Genomic DNA, 25,861 nt, shown 5'->3' on the forward strand with positions numbered 1-25,861 from the left:
AATTTTATCTGTCTCATTGTTGGACAGAACCCCTCTCGTAGATTTGCTCGGCAAAAGCGAACCTGCCGAGAAGTTACAAACTGTAAGAGAATTAAGTCTTAAATTTATTTAGTGGACACTAGTGATCTGCAAGACTTCTACGTGATTTCAACAAGCCTCATACGCAACGTTTGGCAGAATCATGAGCAATTGGCATTTGGTGCTTATAAAATTTAACTTCGTGTGTTTCATTGTATTTAATATAGTTACAAATTCTTATTTTTGAATGGAAAAGCCATGCTTTTTTATCAAAAATCAAAAAAATATACTACCTTTGTAACCAATATACTAACAAAAAAGCCCTAATGATGGCGCTTATCAACTTCAAATAAAACAACTAACAATAATGAAGAAAATTATCTCTATCACTCTTGCATTGCTTTGTTTCGAAAGCATGGAAGCACAGAAAATCACCTTCTTCTCACCTACTGTGGTACGTGTGGAGAAGACTACAGATGGGCAGTTTGCAGAAAAGAAAAGCCTTGTTATAACGGCTACACCGCAAAAAGTGGCGGTCAATGTCAAGCAGGCGGATGGCAAAACAGTCTATCGGACGAATGCATTGACCGTTACCGTGGATGATAAATCGCAACAGGTAAGCTTTGCAAAAGCCGACGGTACAACGCTTATGACTGAAGGCGAATTTGCCTTTACGCCTATTACAGAGGGTATAGACAAGGGATCGTATCGCGTAAAACAAGCTTTTGCACTGGAAAAAGATGAGCCCATCTATGGCTTGGGAATGATGCAGAGCGGAAAAATGAATCTAAGAGGAGAACACAGACTGATGATACAAACTAATCTGGAAGACTTTACTCATTTCTTCCAGAGTATTAAAGGATATGGCATCTATTGGGACAATTACTCGCCAACAACAATCAACGACGATGATACACTGCAACTGGAGAGTCAGGTAGGAAAGGCCGTTGACTACTATTTCATGTATGGTAACGATGCGGATGGCGTCATCCGACAGATGCGTTGGCTAAGCGGAAAAGTGCCTATGGTGCCACGTTGGACCTATGGATTCCATCAAAGTCGTGAGAGATACAAGTCGGCAAACGAACTGCTCGACGTGGTAAGACGCTATCGCAAAATGGGAATACCATTCGACGGAATAATACAAGACTGGCAATACTGGGGTGGTAACTACAACTGGAACGCTATGGAGTTTCTTAATGATGCGTTCAGTAATCCACAAGCTATGATAGATGAGGTGCACCAACGTCATGCACATCTCACCATTTCGGTATGGGCATCGTTCGGACCACATACAAAACCATATCGTGAACTCGATGAAAAAGGATTGCTCTTCCATTTCAAAACATGGCCAGAGTCGGGACTTACCCAGTGGCCACCACGTCAGGACTATCCGTCTGGTGTACGTGTTTATGACTGCTACTCGCCTGTGGCACGCGATATCTATTGGAAATATCTATCAAAACTCCATCAGATGGGGATCGATGCATGGTGGATGGACTCTACAGATCCCGACCATTGCCAGTTTAAGGATAGTGACCTTGACGAAAAATGCAGCATGGGTAGCTGGCGATCTGTACGAAATGCATTTGCCTTGATGGCGGTTGGAGGAGTGGATCAAAACCAGCGTAAGGTGGATTCAATACATCGCCCTTTCATTCTTACACGTTCCTTCTTCGCCGGACAACAGCGCTATGGAGCACATACGTGGAGTGGAGACGTGGGCAGTTCGTGGCAGTCTTTACGCGCACAAGTGCCACTTTGTCTGAATCACACACTTTGCGCCAACCCCAATGTGAATACCGACATAGGCGGATTCTTTGCCAATGCATACAACCGCACCTATCTCGACAATACTGGAACAACTAATCCACAGTTCCAAGAACTATACGTGCGATGGATGCAGTTCGGACTTTTCACACCAATGATGCGTAGTCACGGTACTGAGGTATATCGAGAACTCTATTACTACGGCAAGCCTGGCGAACCTGTATATGATGCATTGCTTGATGCCGTAAAGATGCGTTATCGACTATTGCCATATATCTATAGTCAAAGCTGGCAAGTAAGTGCCAACGATGATTCATTTATGCGTCCCTTGATAATGGACTTCCGCAACGATAAAAATGTGTGGAACAATGGACGACAATATATGTTTGGTCACAGCTTCTTAGTGTGCCCGGTGGTTGATCCACTATTTACTGAGGAGAAAATAGTAAAGACCGACGAGCAATCGGGCTGGGATAGACACGATAACAATGAGTATGCAAACGGATGGCCAACGGTGGATTGGAGTCAGAAAAAGCTTTTTGACGTCTATCTGCCAAAAGGTGCTGACTGGTATGACTATTGGACAGGACAGTTATATAAAGGCGGACAGACCATCAAAGCGGATGCACCAATAGCACACTCACCACTCTATGTCAAGGCTGGAAGTATTGTGCCGATGGGTGATGACCGACAGTATAGCGACGAAAGACCATGGGATGTGCTTACACTCTTGGTTTATCCGGGACGCGATGCATCGTTTACACTCTATGAAGATGAGGGCGACAACTTCAACTATCAACGTGGACAATATGCCGAAATTCCTATGACATGGAACGAAAAACAGCATTTGCTGACTATCGGACAGCGTCGCGGAAAATTCAAAGGAATGCTCCAAAAGCGTGTCTTTGAGGTGAAGATGCCCGATAATACCATTTATAAAGTGGCCTATAATGGTAAGAAAACAACGGTAAAAATTAAACGATAAAATCAGAAAGTGAGCGTATATATAACGAAAAAAACGCTGCATACAACCATACTGACGCTCTTGTTGCTGATGTTACACACAGCAACATGGGCGCAGTATGACTTATTGTCGGCAAAGAAAGGGGTTGTGAAAGACGGCTACGACTTTTGGGTATATACGCCAGATGACTATTATTTCTCGCAGGAACAAACTCCATTGATTATCTTCCTTCATGGTGCAAGTCGCTGTGGACGCGATATGAAACGCTGTTTGCAATATGGCCCTGTTGATGCCGTTAAGATGGGAAGACAGATTCCCGCACTTATAGTTACCCCACAAAACCCAGGCGGGGCATGGAATCCACGCCGCCTTAACAATATTCTGGAGTGGATGAAGAAGAACTATTCATTTGACGATACACGCGTATATGTAATAGGTATGAGTCTCGGAGGCTATGGTACACTGGATTTCGCAGGTACTTATCCTGACAAAATAGCTGCCGCAATAGCACTATGTGGCGGTTCTACGCTGAAAGACTATCGTGGATTGGGTGAATTACCATTATGGATAGTGCATGGAACTGCAGACCGCGCCGTATCGGTGCGCGAATCACAGAAGGTGGTTGAAGGGATGAAAATACTCGGAGCTACCGAGCGTTTGCGTTATGACTGGATGCCTGGAGCATCACATGGTGCTTTGGCACGCTTCTTCTATACCGACAAAACGTATGATTGGTTGTTTCAACACGCATTAAGCGACCCACGGCGACCGATTAACACAAATATCGATATTACCAAAACCGACCTGTCACAGGCTTACCGCGATATAAAGCGGCGAACTGATGAACTCGAACTTGAACTTGATAACGACAAATAATTCGTACCACCGACACATCTGTTTTCTGACCAAAGAGACGCTGTTGGTGGTCAATCACTATAACAATGAAAAGTCTATCAAAGCAACTAAGAACTCTGGAATCGTATCTGTATTCCATCCTTATGGCTGTTTTGGCTGCCATCGGGATGCCTTCGGCTGCTCAACAGAAAGGTAAAGCAACCTTTTATTCGAAGCGCGCTAATGGTTCAAGAACGGCAAGTGGAGAACGTATCCATAGTGACAGTCTGGTCTGTGCGCATCGCACACACCCCTTCGGCACACTCCTAAAAGTGAGAAATCCTGCCAATGGCAAGGAAGTTGTAGTACGCGTTATCGACCGAGGACCTTTTTCCCGTGGTCGTGTCATCGATCTTTCCTATCGCGCTGCCCGTGAGTTGGGCATCGTAGCGCAGGGTATTGCCATGGTTGAGGTATCGGTTTATAAGCGAAAAGTAGAGATACCATTCAAGCCAGATGACGGTTTTGATGTGCCTGAACTCGATTTGGAAATGACCGAAAGCGATGATAAAATCGTTCCGCAATGGCAAGATGAAGATGAAAAAAATTTTGCTGTTCCTACGAAAAAAACGGCAGGAAAATCCACAGGAAAGTCTGCAATGCATCCAAATAAAGCCACGGAGAAGGTTTCAGGTAAGTCTGCTACATCTCATAGTAAAGGTACGGGGAAGGCTTCCGGAAGGTCTGCTGCACATACAAGTAAGTCGGCTGTTCACAAAGTGCAACCTGTCGAGAAGCAGAAAAAGAGATGATTTCATGGTCTTCATCATCTTTTTGGAATGGCTGTTTAATGGTCTGTCAACCCAAGCGTCAGTATGCTGAAGCGTATATTTTTTGCTACTTGCATCTCTTGAATACAGGCCATGGCGGTGGCACCTGTAGTGCAGATGTCGTCTATCAATAGGATATGTCGGTCAGAAAGTGCTGAGGCATCACGCAATACAAACATGTTTTCCACATTTTTCTGGCGTTCAGTGTGCCCCAACATCGTTTGACTTTGTAGGAAATGCTTGCGACGGAGCGCTTTGGTAATTACTGGAATAGAGGTGATTTTACTGACTCCACGTGCCAAGTATTCGCTTTGGTTGTAGCCTCGTTGATGTAGCCGGCGGCGCGAAAGTGGTACCGGAACGATGGCATCTATATCGTTAAAGAACCCTGAGGATAATAGTTCTTTTGCCATGATTTCCCCCATAGCCATCGCATAGTCAGGATGCCGGTAGTATTTTATAGCATAAATGAGGCGCGCTGAAGCATTGTGAGGATTGAAATGGACGAATGCCACAGCCTTTTCTATAGGTACGATACCTTGAAACAAGACGGTCATAGGATTATAGTCTGCCGTCAGTTCGTAGTGGGTACGCGGCAGTCTTGTGGCACAACTGCCACAAATGGCTTTCTCGTCGAAGCCCAACCGACTGTCGCAGATACTGCAATGGCGGGGCAGAATGGTGTCGAGAAGCCTATTCCATATCGTATTCTTCTTCGTCATCGATACTGATACACTGTTTGATAATATCCATGGTGAATCCTCTGCCGATGGCAAATTTGATGAGCTTCTGCCGCAGTTCATAGTCGTTACGGGCCTTTACTGAGCGTCTTTTCTGTTGTAGCAATGGGCGCAGAATGGCAATGTATTCCTCGTCGTCGATACTGTCGAGCACTCGTTGGCGTATGTCTTCGGCAATGTGTTTCAGCCACATGGCCTGTTCGACCTTGCGTCGTCCCCATTTATTGTATTTCACTTTGTCGTTGGCAAAAGCACGTGCAAAGCGCTCATCATCTACATATCGCTCGGTTATCAGCCGTTGCATCACTCTCGCCTGAGCATCGTCAGCAATTTCCCAACGGCGCATTTTCTCCTGCATCTCATATTCGCAGTGTTCAGCTTGAGCACATAATGCAGCCAAGCGGAGGTAGGCTTCTTGTTCTGTCATCGTGTTCATCGGCGGCAACGGATAAAGCGTATTTTGCCAAAAGCATCGCTACGGGGCGTCACTTCGCTGAATCCAGCATTGTGAAGCATTGTGCAGAGATCATCGGCATAGAGTGGATTGATTTCGAAATAAAGGTAACCTTGCGGTAGAAGTGCCGTTAAGGCATAGCGTGCAATGGCGCAATAGAATCGCAGCGGATCGCTATCTGGCACGAAAAGTGCTGTGTGTGGTTCGTAATCGAGTACGTTTTTCTCCATCGCTTCAGCCTCGTTTTGACAGATATATGGCGGATTGCTCACGATAATGTCATAGCGCTGATTATCATCTTCATGATTTTGTAGTGCATCGCGCAATATGAAATCAACATGTGCGTTCAGGTTTTGTGCATTTTCTGAAGCCAGCGAAAGGGCATCGGGGGATATATCCCATGCTGTAATCTGTGCTTTTGGCTGTGCCAATGCCATAGTGATGGCAATGCAACCACTGCCTGTTCCGATATCGAGCAAACTGCTGAATGGTGTGGAAAGCATCCATTGACAGAGTTCTCCGGTCTCAGGTCTGGGTATTAAAGCCCGTCGGTCGGTATGGAAAGTATGTCCGCAAAACTGCGTCTTGCCTAATACATACTGCACGGGCTCATGGTTTTTCAATCGTTCTGCCACTTGTTTGAGGTCGCTGTCATCGATGTCTGCGTCGCGTCCGAGACAGATATCGGTGAGTGATAAACCATAGCGCACTTCATAAACCAAGCGTGCAATGGCTTTTGCCTCACCCTCGTCGTAGGTCAATGCCAGTTGTTTACAAAGCGTATTGTACGTCATTCCTACTGCAATAGAAGTGGGTTAGGGGTGTTGCAACAGCTGGATAGCCTTCATCACGATGTCGTTTTGCTCATTCATGATAGAGAAATACTCATCCATATTCCATAGGTCGCGTGCCACAAGTGCCTTCATTTGGAGACGAAGGGATGGGAGTGACTTTTGCAATTCGGCATCGTCTTTTGGTTTGACACCGTCTTTTGCAGCCTCTGCCAACATTTGGTCAATCACATCTTGCGGCACTTCATAGGTGTTTTTGAAAGTCTCAAACACAGGATACTGCTTTTGCAACTGCTTGCGATGTGTATCCACATAGCGCAGATTGGCATTGATGATATATGATTTGGCAGCAATCTCTCTGTAGAAGGGAGTATAGATTGTAGTATCGAGTGGCACATAATGGTCGGGCATGATACCTCCTCCGCCATAAACCGTACGGTGTTGGCGCAGTGTATAGCATTTCAGTGAGTCGGCAAAATGTATGCTGTCTGCATGTTGCAGTTCGCCACTGGTCAGTCTGTTATATACATCCATGGCGTAATCTTCTGCTTTTCCTTTCACGTATGGTTTTTGGATACAGCGTCCAGATGGTGTGAAATAGTGGGCTATAGTCAGTCGAATCATTGATCCATCAGGCAGGTCAACAGGTCGTTGTACCAGACCTTTACCGTATGATCGACGTCCAACCACGATGCCGCGATCTTGGTCTTGTATGGCACCCGTCACGATTTCAGCGGCTGAAGCCGAGTAACTGTCAATCAACACAGCGAGCTGACCTTCCTCAAAGAGTCCTTTTCCGCGTGCTTTATAATCTTTGCGTGAGGCTTGTCGCCCTTCCATATATACAATAAGGTCGCCAGCGTGAAGCATCTCGTTGGCAATTTCCACTGCAGCGTGCATATATCCGCCACCGTTTCCTTGCAGGTCAAGTATGAGCGAGGTCATGCCTTGTGCCTTTAAAGCTTTGAGGCGTTCGCGAAATTCTTCGTGGGTTTGTGCCCCGAAGCTACCGATTCGGATATATCCTATCGTTGGTCTGATCATATATGAGGCATCGATAGTCTTCACAGGAATCTTGTCGCGGATGATATCGAAATGCAGCATGCCCTTGATACCGCGGCGTACAACGCCCAAGCGCACTAATGTTCCCTTTCGTCCGCGCAGTCTGCGCATGATTTCTTCGCGCGACATTTTTACGCCAGCAATCGCAGTATCATTGACGGTGACTATTCTGTCGCCCGCCATGATGCCTTTCTTTTCAGACGGACCGCCTACCACGGGTTGTATCACGAGTAGTGTATCTTCCGACATATTAAACTGCACACCGATGCCCTCGAAGTTGCCTTGCAGTGGTTCGTTGCTTGCTTCCACCTCTTTTGCGGTAAGGTAACTGCTGTGCGGATCGAGTTTTTCGAGCATACCTCGTATGCCGTCTTCCACCAATCGCTGTTCATCTACGGTGTCCACATACAGGTTGTTGATAGCCATCTCTGCTATTTGCAGTTTGCGCAAGGCTTCTCCTCGCATATTGATGCGCAACTGTGCTATGGCAGCCAACGGCAACAATAGCATGAGGTATAGTATATTTCTTTTTGAAATCATGTTTTCTTTGTTATTCGTAAACGTCTTCTGGTCGGTCTTCCTCTATCACGAGGTTGTCGATGATAAAGTTCTGTCGCTCCATAGTGTTCTTGCCCATGTAGTATTCCAATAGCTTTTGCACCTGGTCGTTCTTATGCAGCGTCACCTGTTCGAGTCTGATATCAGGTCCGATAAAGCCAGCAAACTCTTCTGGGCTTATTTCTCCGAGACCTTTGAATCGTGTGATTTCCGGGTCCGGTCCTAATTGTTGTATGGCATTGATGCGTTCCTCTTCGCTATAGCAATAGCGTGTGATGAAGTCAGTCTTCTTTCCTTCCGTCTTAGCGTCAGCTTCTGCAACCACCTTTTTGTTTTTTATTTTGGTTCTACGGTTGCGCACTCTGAACAAAGGAGTCTGTAGTACATATACGTGTCCCTTTTTGACAAGTTCTGGAAAGAACTGCAAGAAGAATGTAATAATCAGCAGTCGGATGTGCATTCCGTCGACATCCGCATCGGTAGCCACTATCACTTTATTGTAGCGCAACGTGTCAAGGCTCTCTTCGATATCGAGTGCAGCCTGCAAAAGGTTGAACTCTTCGTTTTCATAGACCACCTTTTTGGTCAGTCCAAACGAGTTCAGAGGTTTACCGCGCAGTGAGAAAACCGCCTGTGTATTCACATCTCTGCTCTTTGTGATACTTCCGCTTGCCGAGTCGCCCTCAGTGATAAAGATGCAACTCTCCTCTTTTCTGTCGTTTTTAGCATCGCTGAAATGGATGCGACAATCGCGCAGTTTGCGGTTGTGCAAGTTAGCTTTCTTTGCCCGTTCACGTGCAATCTTGGTCACACCCGCCATTGCTTTGCGCTCGCGTTCGCTCTCTTTCACCTTCTGCTCTATCACTTCAGCCACGTCGGTATGGATGTGCAGGTAGTTGTCCACCTCCTGTTTGACGAAGTCGCCCACATATTTATTAATAGAGACTCCATCGTTAGGAGACATAGTGAGTGATCCCAACTTGATTTTGGTCTGGCTTTCGAACATCGGTTCCTCTACGTTGATGGCAATAGCAGCAACGAGTCCGGTTCGAATATCCCCATATTCGTATTTCCCGAAAAATTCCTTAATTGTCTTGGCGATATGCTCTTTGAATGCACTTTGATGTGTACCGCCCTGAGTTGTATGTTGTCCGTTGACAAACGAATAATATTCTTCACCATACTGGTTGGCATGTGTGAATGCAATTTCTATATCTTCTCCCTTGAGGTGTATGATGGGATATAGGGGATCGTTGGTCATTCGGTCCTTCAACAAGTCCTCCAAACCATGTCGGCTGAGTATTCTTCTGCCGTTGTACATGATGGCGAGACCAGTATTGAGATAGGTATAGTTGCGGAGCATGTTTTCCACAAAGTCATTGTGGAACTGGTAGTTGACAAACAAGGTATTGTCTGGCTCGAAGAAGATGTATGTTCCATTCTCGTCGTCGGTCTTTTCTGTCACGTCACTTTGCAGTTGTCCGCGCTCAAAAACCGCTCTTCTTACCTGTCCATCTCTATATGATGCCACTTCAAACCTACTGCTTAACGCATTGACTGCTTTGATACCGACACCATTGAGTCCTACAGATTTTTTGAAAGCCTTAGAGTCATATTTACCGCCCGTATTCAGCATACTGACCGCTTCGATAAGTTTTCCTTGTGGAATGCCACGTCCATAGTCGCGCACCGACACCCGCAGTTGGTCGTCGATGTTGATTTCTATGCGGTCTCCGGCATTCATTTTAAACTCGTCGATAGAGTTGTCTATGACCTCTTTCAGCAATACATAGATGCCGTCTTCAGCCAGCGAACCGTCGCCCAGGCGTCCGATATACATGCCCGGTCTTGTTCGCACGTGTTCCATATCCGACAGATGTCGGATATTGTCATCTTCATATCTGATGGTTTGCTCGTTGGTGTTGATGTCTTCGCTCATATTGTCAGGTTAGATATTCTTTTTATAACAGCGGCGCCGCTTATGTTGTACGTGTTCAAGATACTGCCATTGGCTCTGCACTTTATCGTTGGTTTCCATCTCGACATTAGTCTCTCCCCATTCAAAGCCATATTTCTGATACCATGGGATGAGGTCGTAGAATAGCAAAGCGTTAGCGCCTTTGTTTTGATATTCAGGCAGAATGCCTACCAGCATAAGATCTACAATCTTTGTTTTGTGGAATTTCAGAGCCTTGAGTAAGTGCCACCAGCCGAATGGGAACATTCTTCCGTTGTGGCATTTCTGCAGTGCTTTAGTCAGCGACGGTATAGATATGCCCACTCCAATCAGTTTGTGGTCTGGCGTATTCCAGTCTTCTATGAGAGTGACGAGATTGAGGTCGAGTACAGGGAAATACATTTTGAGGTATTCGTCAATCTGCGCTTCGGTCATTTGCGAGTATCCGTAGAGGTTTCCGAATGTTTGGTTGACCACGTCGAACACTTTTCTTCCCACCTGTTCTTTGCCAAAAACCTCGCTACGTTTTATCTTTCTTACGTGAAGGTTGTATCGCTTCATCACCATTTGTGCGATTTTAGCGTATTTGTCGGGCATCGTTCCCTTTTTTGGCACAATAAGTTTGAACTCCACGTAGTCGTTGTCTTTCTCCCAACCGCCCATCTGTTCCATGTGTTTTGGATAGTAGGGATAGTTGTAAATAGTCGCCATCGTACCCAATTGGTCGAATCCTTCAATGAGCATACCCTCTGGATCCATGTCCGTATAGCCGAGTGGTCCTACCATTTCGGTCATACCTTTGGTGCGCCCCCATTGTTCAACGGCCTCAAGTAATGCTTTCGAAACCTCGATATCGTCAATGAAGTCGATCCATCCGAACCTCACGCTTTTTCTCTGCCAGCGTTCGTTGGCTCGGTTATTGATGATGGCAGCCACGCGTCCAACAATCTTTCCGTCTTTAAAGGCGAGGAAATATTCAGCTTCGCAAAATTCGAAAGCCGCGTTTTCCTTCTTGTTGTGCGTATGTTTCTCGTCGCTGTATAGGTTGGGCGCATCATATTTATTGCCTCTATACAGGTCATAATGGAATTGTATGAAGTCTTCCAGAAGTTTCTGGCTATCTACTCTCTTTATTTCTATTGATGACATCTCTTCTTCTTTTTATCTATAAATAACGTCCAGAATTGATGCAAAGGTAGTGAAAAACTGACAAAAAGCCAAACATTTAACCTATTTTACGGCATACGAACAATACGTGGTTGCCATCTGGAAGTGTGGTGCCGAAGATGTATGTATCTCCACCGTCTTTCAGCTTGAGTTTCTTGCGCAGTACTTCTGCCGATAGTGGAAAGTTGCGCACTGCCACATTGGCGCGGTCTATACCAGCAAGTGCTTGTCTCAGTTCGCGCTTGTTTAAGGAGCATTGTTGCTTGACGATGAAACTTCTACCAGGGAATGATTTCACTGCTGTGTTGCTTAGGAAGAGGTGTGAATTGGCAGCCACCTGTTGCATGGCGAAGGCACGTCCCACTTCAGTGAAGCATCCGCCTTTCATGATACTGGCATTGGGTTCATAGAGATAGATGTTGTCCAAAGCGCTGTTGTCAGTTGCTGTGGGTTGGCAGGTTGGTGTTTCTGTTGTGTCGGAAGGGCAGAACCGTTGTTCATCGTTGATACAAATGAGTGTTGGATTTGTCGAAGCGCGATGGTCGATGACAAGCAATAGCTCCTTACATTCATTTTTCACGCTGACGATATGTACCTCGCTGGCACCTCCCAGGTCATCAACCGCCTTTCGCCAGTCGAGCATAGGCGATAGTTTCATGACTATATGTTCAGCCTTTTCGCGCAACACAGGCATCATGAGCGTGACATCTGGTGTGCAATCAGCCAGTCCGTAGGTGCGTGCGCCATGTTCGTCGCGCCTTGCCGGGTCTATGAATATGACCGTAGCACGCGCCATCTTGTTGACAAAGTCTTCTGCATCATCGTTGGCAACGGCGGCTTCCAACTGCAGTATGGGGAAGTTGTGTTGTGCCAGTTGACAGAGCATTTCATTGCGTTCCACGTAGGTTCGCTTGTCGAATGCCCTTGCCATGAACGAGAAATCGATACCCATGCCGCCTGTAAGATCCACATAGGAAGTGTCTTTACCGCCCCATCTCTCCACGACGTTTGCTTTGTATTGAGCCGTTTGTTGGCTCGATGCCTGTTCCATGTTGAGGTGTGGTGGGTATAGAATGTTGTCGCAAGCTGCCCAGTCGGGCAGTTTTCGGCGTGCAGTCTGCCATCCGGCAATCTGTTGCAAAGCCAGTTTCAGATCGATGTCTGACGCAGGTTTCGTCAGCGCCAACTGACGGATGTCATCGTTGCGATGTTGCTTGATGAAGGTAAGGGTGCTGTCGTTCATTGTTGGGAAGGTGGGATGGAGGACCGAAGGAGATGCTTCGGTAACGGTTGCGGCCTTTCTTCGCTGGTGGTTGCGGCTCTTTTGGGGTGGCTGTGGGCTGTAAAAACGAGGAGGAGTCAGCGTTGTGCGGACCCCTCCCAGTGTTATTTTTTCACGCTGATGTTATTTCACATATTCCGCGAAATCGGTCAGTCGCATATCGCCCTTGCGTGCCAATGAGTCGTGCATAGCGAATGCAGCGGGCAGATTGTGGCGTGTGTGACCGCCTTTGGCAATCTTCATGTAGTCCCACAACAGTTGCTTGTAGTCTGGATGTACGCACTGCTCGATAATGAGTTTCGCTCTTTCTTCCGGACATTTACCGCGCAAGTCAGCCACACCTTGCTCTGTTACGATGATATTGACATCGTGTTCTGAGTGGTCCTGATGGCTTACGAAAGGCACGATGCTACTGATGAGGCCGCCTTTGGCTGTTGACGGACAGGTGAAGATAGAGAGGTAAGCGTTGCGCTCGAAGTCTCCTGAACCACCAATACCGTTCATCATCTTCACGCCACTGATATGTGTAGAGTTTGCATTGCCGTAGAGGTCACACTCAATAGCGGTGTTGATAGCGATAACACCCAGTCGGCGAATGATCTCAGGACTGTTTGAAATCTCGCTCTGGCGCAGTGTGAGGTGGTCTTTGAAGTAGTCCATGTTGTCATAAACCTGCATGAGGCAGTCGTTTGACACGGTCAGTGAGCATGCTGATGCATCTTTCACGCGACCTGTGAGCATCATGTCAATGACAGAGTTCTGTATCACTTCGGTGTAGATATTGAAGTCGGGCACCTGCTTGTCTTGTCCCAGCGCACCGAGGATAGCGTTAGCTGTAGATCCTACGCCACTCTGCAAGGGGAGGAATTCCTTAGGAATACGTCCCTTGGCGAGTTCTGAAACGAGGAATTCGGCAGTAAGGAAACCGATTTTTTCTGTTACGGGGTCAGAGTCTTTGAAAGCTCTTGCCTCGTCGGGGATGTTACATTCTACAACGCCCACGAGCTTGTCTTTGGGTATAACTACATAGGGCACACCGATGCGATCGCCAACCTTTTCGATGGGGATAGCCTTGCGGTAAGGAGGATCGAGAGGTTCATAGACGTCGTGGATGAACTTTGCGTTGGGGTTGTGGAAGCTGTTCAGTTCGAGAATCACATGCTTGGCGAGGCGTGCAGCCGTTGGCGAGATGCCACCAGCAGCGGTCAGATAGACGTGATACTCGTTGCCACATTCCTCGATGTCGCATACTTCGAGTATAGCCCAGTCAATCTCACCATAGAAACCATAGCGCAGTTCCTGTGCCATGTGGCTCAGGTGCAGGTCGTTGTATGGGATTTCTCCCATGTTGACGCGCTTGCGGAAATCTGGATTGGTGGTATATGGAGCACGGTATTTAATGGCCTGTGCATTGGCCAGTACGCCATCTGTGGACTGTCCGGTCGAAGCACCGGTGAAGATACCAACTTTGAACTCGCGTCCAGCAGCGTGTTCTGCCTCTGCTTTCTTTGCCAGTTCTCTTGTGACAGCTTTGGCAACACCAGCTGGCGTGAAGCCACTCATGGCGATGTTGTCGTTGTTGTTGATCAGCGCTGCAGCTTCTGCAGCGGTCATGCGTGTATAAGCCATTTGTTTTATGTTTGGGTAGTTTATATTCCGTTAGTGGGTGCGAAATTACGAAATATTTGTTGAAAAGTCAAATTTTGAAGTCAAAAACTTTGTTTTTCGGTGTGTTATTAGTAATTTTGCAAAAGTAAAACTTAAAATAGAATGGAATCCAAACTCGTAATATACAATACGCTAACTCGTCAAAAAGAGCGTTTTGAACCATTGAATGCACCTCATGTAGGCATGTATGTGTGTGGACCTACCGTCTATGGCGACCCCCATTTGGGCCATGCTCGCCCTGCCATTACCTTCGACTTGGTGTTTCGTTATCTTCGCCATTTAGGTTATAAGGTTCGCTATGTGCGCAACATTACCGATGTGGGCCACTTGGAGCACGATGCCGATGAAGGCGACGACAAGATAGAAAAGAAGGCTCGTTTGGAGCAATTGGAGCCGATGGAGATAGCCCAGTACTATACCAACCGCTACCATCAGGCTATGGAAGCCCTCAACGTGTTGCCTCCGAGCATCGAACCGCATGCCACTGGTCACATCATCGAACAGCAGCAATTGGTGCAGCAGATATTGGACAATGGTTTTGCCTACAAGTCGAACGGTTCTATCTACTTTGACATCGAGGCTTACAACAAGCAATATAAATATGGTGAACTCAGTGGACGATCGCTCGAAAACACGAAGGATGAGAGCCGCGAGTTGGCAGGTGTGGGTGAAAAGCGCCACCAAGCCGACTTTGCTTTGTGGAAGAAAGCATCGGCAGAGCACATCATGCGCTGGCCTTCGCCATGGAGTGACGGTTTCCCCGGATGGCACTGTGAGTGTACAGCCATGGGCCGTAAGTATCTTGGCGATACTTTCGACATCCACGGTGGTGGTATGGATTTGATTTTCCCACACCATGAATGTGAGATCGCGCAAGCCATTGCATCCCAGGGACACCCTATGGTTAAATACTGGATGCATAATAATATGTTGACCATCAACGGTCAGAAGATGGGCAAATCGCTGGGCAATTTCATTACGCTCAACGAGTTTTTCAGCGGCAATCACCCATTGTTGGAACAGGCCTACAGCGCCATGACCATCCGTTTCTTCATACTTTCTGCCCACTATCGCGGCACTGTTGATTTCTCCAACGAGGCATTGAAGGCATCGGAGAAGGGCTTACAGAAACTGTTGCAAGGCATTGCCGACCTGAAGCGCATCAATGTCAGCGCACATTGTGATAGTGAGACCGAACATATTGTGAAGTCGTTGCGCCAGAAATGCTACGATGCTATGAACGACGATTTGGCTACTCCGCAGCTCATCAGCCATCTGTTTGAGGCTTGCTCGGTAGTCAACAAGCTCGTTGACCATAAAGCTACCATCTGTGCCGACTGTCTGAAAGAGCTTAGCGACACCATGCGCCTGTTCACATTCGACATTCTTGGTCTGCGTGAAGAGGCGAGTGAAACCAGCCAGGAGCGCGAGCAAGCCTTCGGAAAGGTGGTCGATATGGTGCTTGAATTGCGTGCCAAGGCCAAGTCAGATAAGGACTGGGCCACATCAGATAAGATTCGTGATGAGTTGGCAGCAGCAGGTTTTGAGGTAAAAGACACTAAGGATGGTGTCACCTGGAAACTTAATAAATGAGAACAATTTGATGTATTTTTACATTGTTTAGTATAAAAGCCTTTTTTTATAAATCATCGTTTAAACAGGCCGATGTGATATCGCCCTGTTTTTTTATGATCATGTTTTTGGGGCAATGCACGAAGCATCAATCACGTGTGTATAGGTCCTCTGCACCATGTATAGCATTGGAAGCCAGAAAAACCATGTTTTTCCGCCCACTCTTAAGAGTTGTGTAACATGATGGTATATAGTGTATTATAGTGCTATGCGAGTTGCGTTACTCAGCAATTTCAATGAATTTACTCAGCAATTTCAATGAATTTACTCAGCAATTTCAATGAATTTGGTCAGCAATTTCAATGAATTTACTTCGCAAATTCAATGAGTTTGCACATCAACGAATATTTCATTCGTCTCTTATAAAAATCAGTTAGCAGAGCAAATCAATTTGAATTACTCTGCAAATCAATTTGAATTGCTCTGCAAATCAATTTGAATTACTCTGCAAATCAATTTGAATTGCAGAACCAAGTGACCTTCATCAACAAGTAAAGTGCTATCGGTAGGCTATTTACCGAGATATGCTTCGCGCGTTAGGTATAGTGCAACGGTGCAGCAGCGCAGATACTCCTGCGACATATACACCATTCCGCCATAGGGATTGTCGGTTCCCCATGAGTTTTTCATCTTAAAGAACAGCCGCCCGTCGGGGTGGCGCGCCAGTCCTACTATCGTCATGCAATGGTCGTCATCGGGTCGTGACGAGGTGGTGTGGTCGGCTATGCCGCTACGAAAAGAAAATCCACTGTTGTTGATATCACCCTCCCAACAAACGGGATGGCGATGGTGCAGGGCACGCAAGACTATGGCAACCAACGAGTCTTGAGGCACGTTGAGAAAGGTTTCCCGCTCCCAGTTGTCGGGATAGTCTGCCACAATCATCTTGCCATAAGGCTGGGTAGGGTCGGAAGTTACCGCCATGTATTCCTCTGGTCCACACACACTGTGGGCAAACTCCTGTGGCGTATAACGTGCACCGAGCATGAACACCCACTGTGGCAACGGCAGTTGGTCGTGGGTAGAGTCGGGATAGGTGTCGAACGGCACAATACCTTTATTAGCCATCAAGCGGAGCAAGGAGTGTCCCATACCACGCTGTCGCTGTTTTCCCACCAGCCTCTTGATATAATAAGGTGATAGGTTTACCGAGTCACCTCGGCAGATATGTTCCGTCTCGATGGTGGCGAGCATGGCATAAGCCCAGCAGAGCGATTCGTTGCCTTGGTTTTTGACAGGAGTGAACGGCAGACTCACCACCTCTTGAAAATCCACAGGCGGTTGGTTTCTGCATCCTCCTGTCAGCAGGATGATACCGATGAGTAATATAGCAGTAGCGTGTTTCATGCATGCAAAAGTACATAAAGATGGGCGGAATGACAAAAGAAACGTCCACTTTCTTTTGTCATTCCCCCGATAAGCAGTAATTTTGCAGATGAAAAGAGAGTAAGACATGAATATAATACGCTTTCTGAAAGACTGGACGCTGCCTGTGGCAATAGCTCTTGGTGCAACAGTTTATCTGCTGTTCTACTATGTGCCGCAGCTCGACGGACTGGGCAATAGGCTAGGCCCCGTTATCGATGTGATATTTCCGGTGACGGTGTTTCTCACGCTGTTAGCCACCTTTTGCAAGGTCGATTTCCATCAGATGCGCCCCCATCGTTGGCATATTGGTGTGCTTGCAGCACAGGTATTGCTGGTAGTTTCCAATCTCGGCATCATCTTTCTGGTAGGAGACGACCTTGACCAACAGCTCATCTGGCAAGGAGTGCTTACTTGTACCATCGCCCCGTCGGCATCGGCAGCGCCCGTTGTGACGGGCAAGCTCGGTGGAAACATCAATACGATGACCACCTTTACCGTCATCTCAGCCCTTGCATCGGCATTGATGATACCCTTGGTGTTTCCTCCGCTGACCAGTACGGTGCATCTTACATTCTTCGAAACCTTCCTCATTATTCTGCAAAAAGTATCGATGGTGCTCCTGTTGCCGTTGGTCTTGGGCTGGCTGATGCAGCACTATGTGAAGGCGGTCTGCCGTCGCATTGCCTCCATGCCCAATCTGAGTTTCTATCTATGGGGCGTCTCGCTCACTATTGTAGCCGGTGTAACGGTGAAGAATATCCTGCACAGCAATGCACCATTGTGGTTGCTCACGGCTATTGCCGCATTGAGTTTCATGGTCTGCTTCGTGCAGTTCGGCATTGGTCGCGCCATTGGCAGACACCTTGGCGAGGAAATCTGCAGCGGTCAAGCCCTGTTTCAGAAGAACACCTCATTAGCCATTTGGGTGGCTTACCTCTATCTGCATCCTGTAGCATCGGTAGGCGCAGGCTGTTATGTGCTGTGGCAGAACATCATCAACTCAGCCGAACTGTGGCACTACCGCCGCACCCATCCCAATCCGTGACTTACTGAATAACATCGCAACATGACAATGACAAAGACCGATATCACGACCATCATTTTCGATGCCGACGATACCCTATGGGACTGTCAGACTTGGTTTGACCGTGCCGAAGAGCAACTTGCCGATATGCTTAAACCTTGGGTGAGCGACAGACAACGCGTGGCAGACAGCCTCTTTGCCATCGAGCGCGCTAATATGCCGCTTTTCGGCTATGGCACTAAGGCATTCACCCTGTCGCTGTTGGAGAATGCTATCAAACTGACCGATGGTCGCATCGGTGCCGATGTGCTACTCCAAATCATCGAAATGGGTAAGCGTCTGCTGCGTTTCCCTGCTACTCCGTTGCCTGAAGTGGAATCTACGCTGCGCCAACTCCACGAAGCGGGACGCTACCGGTTGGTGGTATTTACCAAAGGTGAACTGATGGGACAGGAGGATAAACTGTCGCGATCAGGACTGTTGCCCTATTTCTCGCATGTGGAAATCGTGTCCGACAAGACCGAAACCGCCTATCGCACACTCTGCGACACCCTTGGTGTGGATCCCCATGAAACACTCATGGTGGGCAACTCCTTCCGTAGCGACATTGCTCCGGCACTTGCTGTTGGCGCCTGGGCAGTACATATTCCCTTCCATGCAGTATGGGCATTGGAGAAATCGCAAGAGTTTCCACACGAAAGATTAACGAAGATAGAACATTTCAGTCAGCTGATGGACTGTCTTTAAATCATGGCGCTTGATGCATTGCCACTTATCGGATGATGGCAATGCGGCAAACGGTGCCCCGATGACCGTCGCTTGTAGCGGTCAAAACATGATAGACGCCAGAGGCCACGCGGCGCCCTTTGCTGTCGCAACCATCCCAGATATAGGTGCCACCCGTGCTGCGCCCACGTGCCACCAGCATGCCTGCCGTGTTTACAATGCGCACATCCGCATCGTAACTCAGTCCTTCAATGGTGATAGGTCCCGTATAGTCGGGGGCTACAGGATTGGGATAGGCGCGCACCACACCTTTCTCCATCTTTTCAGCGGCATCGGTAGCATCGGAGACCACAGCGCATAGCCCCTCTTCCGTGCCGATATACACCCGCCCAGTCTGTCCGTCGATGGCGATACTCTCTATGCGGTCAGACAGCAAACCGCTGTCGGCTGAGGTGTAATGAGCCACTTCGGTGGTGTTGTCGCTACTGATTACATAGACGCCGTTGCTTTCTGTGCCTATCCATTTGCGGTTGCCGCCATCAATAGCCATGGCAGTCACACTGATTCCATCCAACAGATAGTCGCCATAACCGCTGCCATCATTGCGCGGAACGACAATCTGCGTATATCCGTAGTCGGGCGATTGTTGCTGTTGTGGAGTGAGCATCAGCGGTCCCTGATTGGTGCCTGCCCATATATTGCCATCTTTATCTTCTGCCACACAGTTGAAGCTATAGATGTCGCGCAAGGGTGTTTCGTCTTGATTGCGCAAGGCATCGAAGCGGTCCACCTCGTCTGTTTCAGGGTCGATGCGCACCAGGCAAGGGTGATGGTGATGACTGTTGACAAGCCAAACCTTACCCGTATGGTCGGTCGTAGGATTGCGCAAGATGGTTAGGGGCGTGCCGTTATAGAAGAGTGAGGGATGGTCGAGTGACTCCATCGTGCCTTCACTGTTCATGCGGATAAGTGGGTGCTGGGTCTCGCTGTTGGTCATCCAAAGGCGATGCTGACGGTCGTAGAAGAGTCCATCAACACGCACATAGTTGTTGTTGCCCGGAATGGCACTTGCCAACAGACTATTGCCTGCGGTGTATTGAGCCACCGATTGCCCGTTGCGAAACTCAAAGAGGCCGTTGCCACAGGTCGCTATATAAAGATGTGTGGCATCGGCAGGGTCGATAGCCATGCTCACCGCATCCTTTTTCATTGGAGCATCGATTCGCTGCCAATGTCCCTCGCGGTCCATTTGCTGCCATTGTGCGGTGCGATCCATCTGTCCTCCGTCGTACCAACCGCCACCTACTCCATACAAACATCCGTTGACGAACCACAGACTGTTGAACTCGTTGTAGTGTGGTCCACCGGCATTTATCTGGCTGACGATGGATATATAGGCATCGTAGTCACCCCGGTAAGCATCGTAAATGGATTCAGGGAAATGGCTTGTCGAGTGCCAGTTGGCAGGATTGATGAGGTTGTCGGACATCCGCCCAACCATCACGCCGCTCGCTGCGGTATTGGCATAGAGGTTGCCGTCAACCGGCATCACATTCCAAACATCGCTGCCTAAGGTGTAAGTTTCTACCACATGGGCATTCGCCACATCTATCTTCACAATGCTGGAACCCACACAGAGGTAGGCGATGCTACCGTCGGTAACAATGCGGTGAACCTTCTTGCTGCCTGCCATCGTTGCCATATAGAGGTCGGGCATATTGGTCACTTCACCCTCAGGATTGATGAGGTCGATATTGGCATTGGTATAAATGGCGATGAGGCGATGGGCTTCGCTACACCATTTGATATGGGATAGCTGACCGCCATTCAGGCCGTTGGACCGGTCGAAAGTAGTAACCGACTGGTCGTTGAGGTTGTAGTGATAGAGATTGCCACTCGCTTTGACGAAGAGTCCTTGCTCCGCTTTCTCTATTTGTTGCGGTTCGCCATAGGCTAAATAATACTGCCAGGTGCCGGGCTGTGCATGGACTGTCGTCATGGCAAACCAGCATAGCAGGGTACATACACAACGACAGACAGCACCAAAGCTAATGTCGTGGGACATGAGCCATGATGCTGTCTGACGTGGGGATAGTATCATTTTTCTTATAGTTTATTTTCCAAGAGTTGCACGCAGATAGTCGGCCAACTTCTGAGTGGCACGTGCACGGTGGCTGATGGTGTTTTTGACATCCACTCCGAGTTCTGCAAAGGTGTGGTCGTAACCTTCGGGTTGGAACACGGGGTCGTAGCCGAAGCCTTCACTGCCGTGCTTCTCGTGGGTGATGGTGCCGTTGACAATGCCTTCAAACTCGGTCACTTTCTTCACAGCAGTGCAACCGCAGGGGCACACATCGCGTCGCTCTATCAGCGCAATGACGGTGCGGAAGCGTGCTTGGCGATTGTCTTTTCCTGCCAGTTCGGCAAGCAGCTTCTGCATATTGGCCTCCGAGTCGTGGCCTTCGCCACCAGCATAGCGTGCGCTATAAACACCCGGTGCACCGTTGAGAGCCTCTACTTCGAGACCGGTATCGTCGGCAAAACAGCTCACATGATAGTGGTCATACACATACTGAGCCTTCTGCAGGGCATTCTCTTCAAGGGTCTTGCCCGTTTCGGGAATATCCTCATGGCAGCCGATGTCGGCTAACGACACCACCTCGAAACGGTTTCCAAGGATGCTGCGAATCTCTTCCAACTTATGTTGGTTATTGGTTGCAAATACAATTTTCATCGTTATAGTTTGTCGGCGGCATCATTCCTTAGGGATTTCTTCCACCGCCTTTTTAACTTTTTTAATCTTTACTTTCATCTCGTCAAAGCCTTCGCCATAGACACCGATAACGGCACTTTGGCTTACAAAGGCGTTGGGGTCGATCATCTTGATGAGGCGGAAGATGTTGACGCTCTCATTCTTTTTGGCCAAAATACACAATACGCGGAGTTCCTTACCAGTGTACCAGCCATGGCCATCGAGGATGGTTACACCATGGTTCATCTGTGTGCCGATGGCATTGGCAATCTCCTGCCACTTGCGAGAGAATATCATAAACTGCACAGACTCCCTTCGTGCATTCATCACATAGTCGAGCACAAAGTTCTCCATCGTCATCACACAGAAACCAAACACAACCTTGTGGGCGCGCTCGATATAGGTGCCAAACTGTGGGAAGAACATACACGAACCGATGATACAGAAGTCGGCGGCTATCAGTACAGTACCCAACGATACGTTGTGATACTTATTGATAGATGCTGCAATAATATCGGTACCACCCGTAGAACCGTTGTTGGAGAATACGGTGGCAAGGGCAATGCCGCCAAACATACATCCTATAACCATCGACATGAAGTCCTGCCCTTCGCCCAGCAACTTGATGGGCAGGCCGTTGGGCTGTTTGGGCAAGATGTCTTGGGCAAACTTCAGCATGAAATAGAGCGTAACGATGGCATAGATGGTCTTCATTAGAAACTTGAAGCCCAATACCTTCAACGCGACAATCAGCAGAATGCCGTTGATAATGATATAGGTATTTTCCAAACGGAAACCGGTAGCATAGTAGATAATGGCCGACAAACCCGTCACTCCGCCACCTACAATCTCATAAGGCATGAGGAATACGGTGAACGAAATGGTATATAGCAGCAAGCCAACGGTGATGAAGAAATAGTCCTTCATCTCGTTCCACAGCATTTTGTGATTGATAGTCATATGCCGTATTTGATATTTATTTGCAAACGATGTTTACCATGCGTTTGGGCACTATGATGACTTTGACCACTTGCTTGCCGTCGATATACTTCGGTGAGCGAGGATCTGCCATCACGGCTTCTTCGATGGTTTTATTGTCAGCATTGGCAGCAAACTCCATGTCGAAACGTGTTTTGCCATTGAAGGCAACACCCAGTTTTACGGTATCTTCTACCAAGAACTCTTCATTCCATGTGGGCCATGGGGCATCGCAAACGCTGCCGGTCTCGCCCAAAGCCTCCCAAAGTTCTTCGCTGATATGGGGTGCGAAGGGGGCCAATAGTGTAACGAGGGTGCGGAGAAGTTCGCGGTTGTGACACTTCAACTGTGCCATCTCGCCAACGCAAATCATAAAGGCAGAGATAGACGTGTTGTAAGAGAATTCCTCGATGTCTTGTGACACCTTCTTAATCAGTTTGTGGACACTCTTCAACTGGGCTTTTGTGGGCTCAGCATCGTCAACGAGCAGTTTGCCATCGGCGTTGTCGCGGCTGTTGCCATAGAACAAAGCCCAGAACTTCTTCAAGAAGCGGTGGCAACCGTCTATGCCGTTGGTGTCCCAAGGCTTAGACTGTTCTACCGGACCAAGGAACATTTCGTATAGACGTAAGGTGTCGGCACCGTAGCGCTCAACAATCATATCGGGGTTGACCACGTTGAACATCGACTTAGACATCTTTTCAATTGCCCAGCCACAGATGTATTTTCCGTCTTCAAGGATAAATTCTGCATGCTCATACTCTGGTCGCCAAGCGCGGAAAGCATCTTGGTCGAGCACGTCGTTGCTGACGATATTCACGTCAACGTGTATGGGAGTTACATCCTTGTAACTGCCTTTGAGGTTCAGACTGACAAACTTGCCCTTGTCTGCGCCCTCGTCGTTGATGCGATATACAAAGTTGCTGCGACCCTGTATCATGCCTTGGTTTACCAGTTTCTTGAATGGTTCGTCCTCGCAACTGTAGCCTGAATCAAACAAGAACTTGTTCCAGAAGCGTGAATAGATGAGGTGACCGGTGGCATGCTCTGTACCGCCAACATAGAGATCTACGTTGCGCCAGTATTCATCAGCCTCTTTACTTACGAGGGCTTTCTCGTTCTTAGGATCCATATAGCGCAGATAGTAGGCAGAAGAACCTGCGAATCCGGGCATGGTGTTGAGTTCGAGAGGGAATACGCTCTTATGGTCTATCAGACTCTTATCTACTACTTGGTTGGTCTTGGTATCCCACGCCCACAACTTGGCACGGCCCAATGGGGGCTCGCCAGACTCTGTTGGCTTGTATTCGTCTATTTCAGGCAATTCCAAAGGCAGACATTCCTTCGGAATCATATAGGGCATATCGTCCTTGTAATATACGGGGAATGGTTCGCCCCAATAGCGCTGACGACTGAAGATGGCATCGCGCAGGCGGTAATTCACCTTGACGCGGCCCAGTCCGTTGGCTTCCACATATTTCTTGGTGGCGGCAATGGCCTCCTTCACGGTCAATCCGTTGAGGCTGAACTTTGCTGAAGCAGAGTTGCAGACAATGCCTTCTTTGGCATCATAGCTCTCTTCAGAAACATCAGCGCCTTCTATCAGTGGGATGATGGGAAGGTTGAAATGCTTGGCAAAAGCATAGTCGCGCGAGTCGTGGGCAGGTACTGCCATGATGGCACCTGTGCCGTATCCGGCCAATACATACTCTGAAATCCAGATGGGAATCTTTTCGTCTGTGAATGGATTGATAGCGTATGAACCAGAGAAAACACCTGTCACTTTTTTGTCGGAAATACGGTCACGCTCAGTACGCTTCTTCACATAGGCGATATAGTCGCTTACTTCGGCTTTCTGAGCATCGGTGGTGAGTTCGGCAACGAGATCTGATTCAGGAGCAAGAACCATGAAGGTTACACCAAACATGGTATCGGCACGAGTGGTGAAGATGGTGAAGTGCTTGTCGGAATCGGCCACATTGAACTCTACTTCGGTACCTTCGGAGCGTCCAATCCAGTTGCGCTGAGTCTCTTTCAAAGAGTCGGTCCAGTCGATTGTGTCGAGACCGTCGAGCAAACGCTGGGCGTATGCAGATACGCGCAGACACCACTGGCGCATCTTCTTCTGCACTACAGGGTAGCCACCGCGTACGCTGACACCATCCACTACCTCATCGTTGGCAAGTACCGTGCCGAGTTGAGGACACCAGTTGACCATGGTGTCGGCAAGATAGGCTATGCGGTAGTTCATCAACACTTCTTGCTTTTTCTTCTCAGAGTACGATGCCCAGTCGGAAGCAGTGAAGTCCAATTCCTCTGTTCCCAGTGCACCACAGTCTTTAGAACCCATCAGTTCGAAGTGTTCTATCAGTTTGATGGTAGGCTGTGCTTTGTGTGAAGAAGTGCTGTAGTATGATTTGAACATGCGTTGGAACGCCCATTGTGTCCATTTATAGTAGATAGGATCGCAAGTGCGTACCTCGCGTTCCCAGTCGAAGGAGAATCCAATCTTGTCCAACTGCTGTCTGTAGCGCGCAATATTCTCTGTAGTAGTCTTCTCTGGATGCTGTCCGGTTTGTATGGCATACTGCTCTGCGGGGAGTCCATAGGCATCGTATCCCATCGGATTCAACACGTTGTAGCCCTGCTGGCGCTTATAGCGAGCGTAGATGTCGCTGGCAATATAGCCCAATGGGTGACCCACATGGAGTCCGGCTCCAGAGGGGTAGGGGAACATGTTGAGCACGTAGAATTTCTTTTTTGTAGGGTCTTCTGTCACGCGGTAGGTTTTCATCTCTACCCAGCGCTTCTGCCACTTCTGTTCGATGTCTCTAAAATTGTATTCCATATTTTCGTATTTTTTGTTTTCTTCTTATTTATATAATATTACTGCAAAGGTAGTGCAAACCGAGCGAAATACAAAGAAAAACCCCGTTTTTCTTTTATTTAAGAGGTGTAGCACTATCTTTATGATGACCTTGTAAAGCGACTCACGTAAGAGAAGAAATAAGAAAAAATGAAATTTCTTTTGCTTTTCACTCACTTAATCGTACCTTTGATGCTTCTCATCTTAGGTACTCCCGTTCGGAAAAGCATAATAAAAATGGTTTTTTCTTTTGCTTTTCACTCACTTAATCGTACCTTTGTGATTGCATCACCAAGTGAAGTGACCCCAAGAAGTTGGACGGGTTAAACATTTACGTATTTAATTGAGTCATTCTGTATTGTACTGGACTCATACCATTTAACTTGATTTTTATTCTTTTATTGTTATAATAGTCAAGAT

At 47.9% G+C, this 25,861-nt stretch carries 20 protein-coding genes; 6 read left to right on the plus strand and 14 right to left on the minus strand.

Features of this window, described 5'->3' with window-relative positions; translation table 11 throughout:
* Positions 1 to 385 precede the first annotated feature (385 nt).
* The 3 genes from CIK96_RS11200 to CIK96_RS11210 all read left to right on the plus strand — a co-directional run bounded on the left by CIK96_RS11200 (position 386) and on the right by CIK96_RS11210 (position 4,398).
* Positions 386 to 2,773, plus strand: a complete 2,388-nt coding sequence (locus CIK96_RS11200) for a glycoside hydrolase family 31 protein (protein ID WP_094440619.1) — start codon at positions 386 to 388, stop codon at positions 2,771 to 2,773.
* A 9-nt stretch (positions 2,774 to 2,782) separates the two neighbouring features.
* Positions 2,783 to 3,628, plus strand: a complete 846-nt coding sequence (locus CIK96_RS11205; protein ID WP_254046654.1) for a dienelactone hydrolase family protein — start codon at positions 2,783 to 2,785, stop codon at positions 3,626 to 3,628.
* A 65-nt stretch (positions 3,629 to 3,693) separates the two neighbouring features.
* Positions 3,694 to 4,398, plus strand: coding sequence for a septal ring lytic transglycosylase RlpA family protein (locus CIK96_RS11210; protein WP_254047132.1), 705 nt, complete (start codon positions 3,694 to 3,696; stop codon positions 4,396 to 4,398).
* 35 nt (positions 4,399 to 4,433) lie between these two features.
* Here CIK96_RS11210 and CIK96_RS11215 read toward each other — a convergent pair whose 3' ends face one another.
* The 8 genes from CIK96_RS11215 to CIK96_RS11250 all read right to left on the minus strand — a co-directional run bounded on the left by CIK96_RS11215 (position 4,434) and on the right by CIK96_RS11250 (position 14,056).
* Positions 4,434 to 5,138 (minus strand): ComF family protein, encoded by a 705-nt coding sequence (locus CIK96_RS11215; RefSeq protein WP_094390999.1) that lies wholly within the window; start codon positions 5,136 to 5,138, stop codon positions 4,434 to 4,436.
* Positions 5,110 to 5,583 carry a regulatory protein RecX gene (locus CIK96_RS11220; RefSeq protein ID WP_336410078.1) on the minus strand — a complete coding sequence of 158 codons (474 nt, stop codon included), beginning with the start codon at positions 5,581 to 5,583 and terminating at the stop codon, positions 5,110 to 5,112. The genes CIK96_RS11215 and CIK96_RS11220 overlap by 29 nt, the downstream gene beginning before the upstream one ends.
* Before the next feature lie 5 nt (positions 5,584 to 5,588).
* Positions 5,589 to 6,404, minus strand: a complete 816-nt coding sequence (prmC, locus tag CIK96_RS11225; RefSeq protein WP_094440621.1) for a peptide chain release factor N(5)-glutamine methyltransferase — start codon at positions 6,402 to 6,404, stop codon at positions 5,589 to 5,591.
* A 21-nt stretch (positions 6,405 to 6,425) separates the two neighbouring features.
* The gene (locus CIK96_RS11230; protein ID WP_094390996.1) at positions 6,426 to 8,003 is read right to left on the minus strand and encodes a S41 family peptidase; all 1,578 of its coding nucleotides are present in this window, start codon (positions 8,001 to 8,003) and stop codon (positions 6,426 to 6,428) included.
* 10 nt (positions 8,004 to 8,013) lie between these two features.
* A complete protein-coding gene (locus tag CIK96_RS11235; RefSeq protein ID WP_094390995.1) occupies positions 8,014 to 9,960 on the minus strand; it encodes a DNA topoisomerase IV subunit B in 1,947 nt (648 codons plus the stop codon).
* Positions 9,961 to 9,969: 9 nt separating this feature from the next.
* On the minus strand, positions 9,970 to 11,127 hold the full coding sequence (locus CIK96_RS11240) for a GNAT family N-acetyltransferase (RefSeq protein WP_094434931.1): 1,158 nt from the start codon (positions 11,125 to 11,127) through the stop codon (positions 9,970 to 9,972).
* A gap of 76 nt (positions 11,128 to 11,203) precedes the next feature.
* Complete coding sequence (locus CIK96_RS11245) at positions 11,204 to 12,388, minus strand: SAM-dependent methyltransferase (RefSeq protein ID WP_094440622.1); 1,185 nt, start codon at positions 12,386 to 12,388, stop codon at positions 11,204 to 11,206.
* 162 nt (positions 12,389 to 12,550) lie between these two features.
* On the minus strand, positions 12,551 to 14,056 hold the full coding sequence (locus CIK96_RS11250; protein ID WP_094390992.1) for a succinate CoA transferase: 1,506 nt from the start codon (positions 14,054 to 14,056) through the stop codon (positions 12,551 to 12,553).
* Positions 14,057 to 14,197: 141 nt separating this feature from the next.
* On the opposite strand from CIK96_RS11250, the gene cysS reads away from it, so the two are divergent.
* The gene (gene cysS / locus CIK96_RS11255) at positions 14,198 to 15,688 is read left to right on the plus strand and encodes a cysteine--tRNA ligase (RefSeq protein WP_094440623.1); all 1,491 of its coding nucleotides are present in this window, start codon (positions 14,198 to 14,200) and stop codon (positions 15,686 to 15,688) included.
* Positions 15,689 to 16,237: 549 nt separating this feature from the next.
* Here cysS and CIK96_RS11260 read toward each other — a convergent pair.
* Positions 16,238 to 17,074: a C1 family peptidase gene (locus tag CIK96_RS11260; protein ID WP_254047133.1), complete on the minus strand. Its 837-nt coding sequence runs from the start codon at positions 17,072 to 17,074 to the stop codon at positions 16,238 to 16,240.
* Positions 17,075 to 17,180: 106 nt separating this feature from the next.
* On the opposite strand from CIK96_RS11260, the gene CIK96_RS11265 reads away from it, so the two are divergent.
* On the plus strand, positions 17,181 to 18,140 hold the full coding sequence (locus tag CIK96_RS11265) for a hypothetical protein (RefSeq protein ID WP_094440624.1): 960 nt from the start codon (positions 17,181 to 17,183) through the stop codon (positions 18,138 to 18,140).
* A gap of 21 nt (positions 18,141 to 18,161) precedes the next feature.
* Positions 18,162 to 18,866, plus strand: coding sequence for an HAD family hydrolase (locus tag CIK96_RS11270; RefSeq protein WP_371591511.1), 705 nt, complete (start codon positions 18,162 to 18,164; stop codon positions 18,864 to 18,866).
* A 25-nt stretch (positions 18,867 to 18,891) separates the two neighbouring features.
* Here CIK96_RS11270 and CIK96_RS11275 read toward each other — a convergent pair whose 3' ends face one another.
* From CIK96_RS11275 to CIK96_RS13725, 5 genes are all read right to left on the minus strand, one after another.
* Entirely contained in the window at positions 18,892 to 20,946 is a 2,055-nt protein-coding gene (locus tag CIK96_RS11275; protein WP_094440625.1) for a two-component regulator propeller domain-containing protein, read from the minus strand.
* A gap of 12 nt (positions 20,947 to 20,958) precedes the next feature.
* A complete protein-coding gene (locus CIK96_RS11280; RefSeq protein WP_094390988.1) occupies positions 20,959 to 21,579 on the minus strand; it encodes a non-canonical purine NTP diphosphatase in 621 nt (206 codons plus the stop codon).
* A gap of 21 nt (positions 21,580 to 21,600) precedes the next feature.
* Positions 21,601 to 22,557, minus strand: coding sequence for a YitT family protein (locus tag CIK96_RS11285; RefSeq protein ID WP_094440626.1), 957 nt, complete (start codon positions 22,555 to 22,557; stop codon positions 21,601 to 21,603).
* A 16-nt stretch (positions 22,558 to 22,573) separates the two neighbouring features.
* A complete protein-coding gene (gene leuS / locus CIK96_RS11290; RefSeq protein ID WP_094440627.1) occupies positions 22,574 to 25,423 on the minus strand; it encodes a leucine--tRNA ligase in 2,850 nt (949 codons plus the stop codon).
* Positions 25,424 to 25,772: 349 nt separating this feature from the next.
* Positions 25,773 to 25,861: IS3 family transposase (locus tag CIK96_RS13725; RefSeq protein ID WP_144007523.1), on the minus strand; the 89-nt coding region annotated here is incomplete at its 5' end.

Origin of the sequence: Prevotella sp. P4-98 (assembly GCF_002251405.1) — a bacterium.
Taxonomy (GTDB): domain Bacteria; phylum Bacteroidota; class Bacteroidia; order Bacteroidales; family Bacteroidaceae; genus Prevotella.